The sequence below is a fragment of the Streptomyces sp. NPDC037290 genome (genome assembly GCF_055603245.1).
This window is the reverse complement of the sequence record NZ_JBVJVZ010000085.1, coordinates 1-4,577: the sequence shown is the minus strand read 5'-3', so window position 1 is coordinate 4,577 and position 4,577 is coordinate 1. Positions and strand designations below refer to the sequence as shown.

Sequence of the window (4,577 nt, the reverse complement as noted above, 5' to 3'; positions counted from 1 at the left end):
CTCCACCGGGAACTGCGGCGGACGGGACATCAGCCTCTCCTACATGCTCACGGGGCTCAAACAAACCCCTGTGCCAGAAAGTCTGACGCGCGACACTGCCTCAACTCGCCTACACCACCGCCAATGTGACAACGCCCGTACGAGACCAACCTCATCGCAGCATGACACAGACCCGCTAATCTCCACCCAACAAGCCCGGCACTCACCCCACACGACAAGGGCCCGCTGCAAGAGCGCCAGCCGCCACTCCCACAACGAGCCCCACAACCACTCCAGGCAACCAACAAAGGCAAGCCCCTGCCAGTCAGTGTCCAGGAGGCCTCAACCAGCCCACCGACCAGCCTCCCAGATGCCCCCGGACGACTACCGCTCCTCGTGCTCCGGCCGAGACTCATGCCGCGTTTCGTCCTTCGCCCGCTCAGCCTTCTCCCGCTGGTCCTTCTCGAGCTGCGCCTTCTCCCGCTCGTGGGCCTCACGATCCTTGGCCTGCTGCTGGTCCAGCTTCGCGCGCTCCTCCGCCCGCTGCTGCTCCGACGTGTGCTGCTCCTCCTGCCTCTTCTCAAGCTCCGCACGCTGCATATCATGCAACTCCTGAAGCCGCGCGTCCCCCGCCTTCTCCTGATCGGCCAGCGTATTGGGCTCGGCCTGCCCGGTGTGATTGGTATCGGCCGTGGGCTCCTCACCAGCCGACCGCGACTGCCGCGAATTACCTTGGCCAGAATCCATCTCGCTGCTGTTACCATTCCCCTCATTCGTCAAGGACTCATACCCATTTTGCCTGTCCAGGCGCGCGAAGTAGGCGTCGTCCAGGGTGTGAACCTTCCCGTCCTTTCTGCCAATGTAAGCGTAGTCTGACTGGTGCTGAGTGGCGGCAATTTTATTTTCTGCTTCCGCACGATCCCCTCTGAGGAAATCCGACAGAACTTCGATTCCGTTCTCCGCATAGCCATGTTGACGAGCATGCTGGAAAGATGCCAAGAGATCCTTTATATCGACGTCGACATGCTTCGGCGGCTCCTCGATCGCAGCCATGTTCTCATCGAATTTCTTCGCAACCGGTGCAAGCCTGCCAAACGCCTTCTGCATGTCCGCCTTCAGATGCTCCGCATAGACGTCGTTGAAATCTTTTTCATCGGGTAAGTACTTCTGGGTCATCTCGGCATATCTCTCGTCGATCTTCTGAGACTCGTCTTCAAGCGTCTTCGTCCGATCGCCCTTGATCGCGTCAATAGCAAGCATCTGCAGCGCCATCAAGGCTCCCTTCTCCTCGGGCGAGCGGGCCTGCTCGATGCGCTGGGAATACTCCTGCTGCTTCTTTGAAACCTCGACCGAGGCGTCATACAGTACCCTCGCACTCGCCGCCTGAACCTCCCGGTAATGAGCTCTCATCATTTCTTGGGAATACGCGTTCACGATGCCCGCCCATCCCTCATCACGCATCTTGCGGACCGCTTCCGAGTCAGGGAAATCCGCTACAGACTTCTCCTCGGCACTCGTCCCACCGAAAGGAATGAAACTCCTGAGAATGTCAGGCAGCGATGCACCGCTCTTTTCCATGGACTTGTAATGGTCAATCCCCCAGATGAGGTCGCCCAAGCCGGGTGTCGACTGCAGGGCGGCGAGCTCGATATTGTCCATGCGTGATCGGTTATGAATCGGATCACTGCCGCCCCAGATCGCCTCGACAGCCGGGCCAATAAAATAGGTCAGCTCATTCAAAACTCCAAGCCCCGCCCTCACCTTCGCGGCACCGCCCGCTTTCGGAACGCCGCCCCCCTCCGGGACGCCCGCCCTCGCGCTCACCTTCGCATCCAGCTCTTTCAGGAACTCCTCCGGCTTGACAGAAGGGCTCTCGAACTTCGCACGCAACTGCTGATCCTGCGAAATCGAATCGACCACTTCAGTGAACTTATCCGGAGGTATCAAGGAACCGTCGGAATCCCTTAAAACCAGCCCACTCTCCGTCATCTGCTTCGTAAACATCTGTGACACCGACGGCTTATTCGTGCTCACGCCATAGTCTACTTTCCACTCCTCGCGCGACAGAATACGCTCCCCCTTCTCACTTTGCTTGGCTTCATACCATTTATACGCCTCGTCCTCCAGTGACTTCTCCACCGTCGGCTTATCCGTCCGACTCCACTCGTCATAGGCGGTTACGGCTGTGTCGTTTTCAGGGCTGAACTTCAGCAGCGACTCGCCGTTTTCGCCTTCCTGGTGGGCGTCCACGATTTTCTGCTTGATACCCTTGTCGAACTCATATGCCGCATCCGTTTTATAATCCTTCTTTTGAATGTCCCAGGACATGTGAGCGGGATGCTGAACCCATCCCGCATCCTTCATCTTGGCGACGAGTTCCGCTTCCCGCTCCGGCGGAAGTAGATTACCTTGCCGGTCGGTGAGGGCGTAGAGGTCGTAGTCACCCGTGATCGGCTTTTCCCGACCGTCGTGATATTTGTAGATCAAGTTGTTACTGACGATGTACTCTCCTCCTTCTTTTGTGAGATTCTTCATTTTTTCACTGAGCTCACTATATTCCTTTTTGCGCTGGTCAAATCGCTTTACGACCTCCTTCCTGTCTTTCTCGGTAAACAGATTCATTATGGACTGGGGTGGCATCTTAGGTTCATAGAAGGCAACAAGTCCGGCTTTATTCCCGAGGTCGAGAGAAAGGAAGGCATCCCATTGGTCGACGGTCTTTGCCTTGATCACATATTCCTTGCCGACGGCTCCCTGCTCGTACCAGTGCGGCGCCGTTTCAGTGGTGGGACGGACGTAGATATTGATGCCTTCTTTCTTCGCGAAATCCCTGAACCCGTTGTAAAATTCCTCCCCCATCCCGTACAAGTCGTGCGCCGTCGCGTGGTCCACAGGAACCCCTCGCTGGACACCCACCGTCGAATTCATCTTCATCGGCGCCTGCGCGCTCCCACCCGACCCACTCGCGGGAACAGCCTGACCTGCAGCAGTCCCGCCTATTCTGAGTAAGGTCCCTGCGGGTCCGGCTGTCGCCGCGCCCCCATCCGACCCACCCTCTTCTTTCTTCGACTTCACTACTGGGGGCGCGGCGACAGCTGGACCTGCAGCACTCACGCCTATTCCGAGTAAGGTCCCCGCGGATAGGGTTAAGGCCGCGTATCGGTTCGCCACCGAGATCGAGTTCTTGCTTGCCTTCTTGCGCCGTGCAACCATTTCATGCTCCAAGTGATCAGAATGAGTGAGGCGAGCCCACAGTCACGGGGGAAGTCGCCAGAGTTCTCTGAGGGCAGCAGGGCGGCAGATTCGTTCCCTGAGGCCCCGGGGCGGAAATGCATTTATGCCGCTAGGACCCGAAAGCGCCTCACCCCCGTTACGCGGGATCCAGACCCTCCTCATGTGATGCAGACCACCTCGACGGTACGCCCCGCCCCAGACGCCCGCAATAGCCGTAAAACGGTAGTCTTCGGACATATCCGTCATGATCACGTTATGGCCGGCTGACTCCCCCTGGCGGATGGGAAGTTGAGGGTCGTCGCAGGGAAGCGTCGTTCGTGTGACGCGCCATTTCGGGGGGCGGTACGGATCGTGTTGAGGAGGTAGACCTCTTCGGTCTGTTCCAGTAGTCGAGGTTCAGTAGCGCTGAGCGTGTGAGACAGGGGCCGTTACGGTTGACGCACCCTCTACTGCGGGGATTGCCGTGCTTGCGAGACGGCAGGTCGGCGTGCTTGGCCGGGAGCATCGCCAAGGAGCGGACAAGTGCCTGCAGGCCCGGACCACCCAGTTCCTCGCGTGACGAGCCAAGATCGTGCCGCGCTGCGCGGAAGGCGGAACGAACCAGCAGTCCGCGGCCGGCCTCGGCATCGACAGGGAGACCGTGGACCGCTGGCGGGCCCGGCTCATCGCCAAACGCCTCGACGGTCTGCATGATGAGCCCCGCTCGGGCCGGCCGCCCTCGATCCTCCTCGACCAGGCCGAGGAGGTCATCGTGGAGTCGACTCCGGGCAGGGACACGCACTGGTCACGGGCCTCGATGGCCCAGCGCACCGGCCTGTCGAAGTCCACCGTCGGCCGGATCTGGAAGAAGTTCGGCCTCAAGCCCCACCTGCAGGTCTCCTTCAAACTGGTCACCGATCCGCAGTTCGTCGCAAGGTCGTCGACGTCGTCGGCCTGTACCACCACTCACCCGAGAAGACAGTCGTGCTCTGCGTGGACGAGAAGTCCCAGATCCAGGCACTGGACCGCTCACAGCCGCTCTTGCCGATGATGCCGGGCGTGCCCGCACGCCGGACCCATGACTACTACCGGCACGGCATCACCAGCCTCTTCGCCGCCTTCGACATCGCCGGCGGCACCGTCATATCCCAACTCCACCGCCGCCACCGTGCGATCGAGTCCAAGAGGTTCCTGGCCACGATCGACAAGGCGGTGCCCCCCGGGCTCGACCTCCGCCTCGTCTGTGACAACCGCACCCCCTACAACACCGCCGAGATCAGGACCTGGCTGCGTGTCCCGCGTCAAGTTTGTGGCTCACTGATCTTGCTCTGAAAGTTGGGGATGCAGGGTCGGGGTGCGGTAGACCTCGATCGGGCGGTGGCCGG

General features: G+C 60.0%; 3 protein-coding genes. 2 read left to right on the top strand and 1 reads right to left on the bottom strand.

Annotated elements, in window-relative coordinates; all coding sequences use genetic code 11:
• Positions 1-363: 363 nt before the first annotated feature.
• Positions 364-2,871, bottom strand: coding sequence for a hypothetical protein (locus ACZ7HQ_RS44850; RefSeq protein ID WP_471003247.1), 2,508 nt, complete (start codon positions 2,869-2,871; stop codon positions 364-366).
• Between the two features lie 913 nt (positions 2,872-3,784).
• Between ACZ7HQ_RS44850 and ACZ7HQ_RS44845 the strand changes: the two genes are divergently transcribed.
• Together ACZ7HQ_RS44845 and ACZ7HQ_RS44840 are read left to right on the top strand one after the other, a co-directional pair.
• Positions 3,785-4,243 carry a helix-turn-helix domain-containing protein gene (locus ACZ7HQ_RS44845; RefSeq protein ID WP_471003244.1) on the top strand — a complete coding sequence of 153 codons (459 nt, stop codon included), beginning with the start codon at positions 3,785-3,787 and terminating at the stop codon, positions 4,241-4,243.
• 8 nt (positions 4,244-4,251) lie between these two features.
• Positions 4,252-4,524, top strand: coding sequence for a hypothetical protein (locus tag ACZ7HQ_RS44840; protein WP_471003242.1), 273 nt, complete (start codon positions 4,252-4,254; stop codon positions 4,522-4,524).
• Positions 4,525-4,577 lie beyond the last annotated feature (53 nt).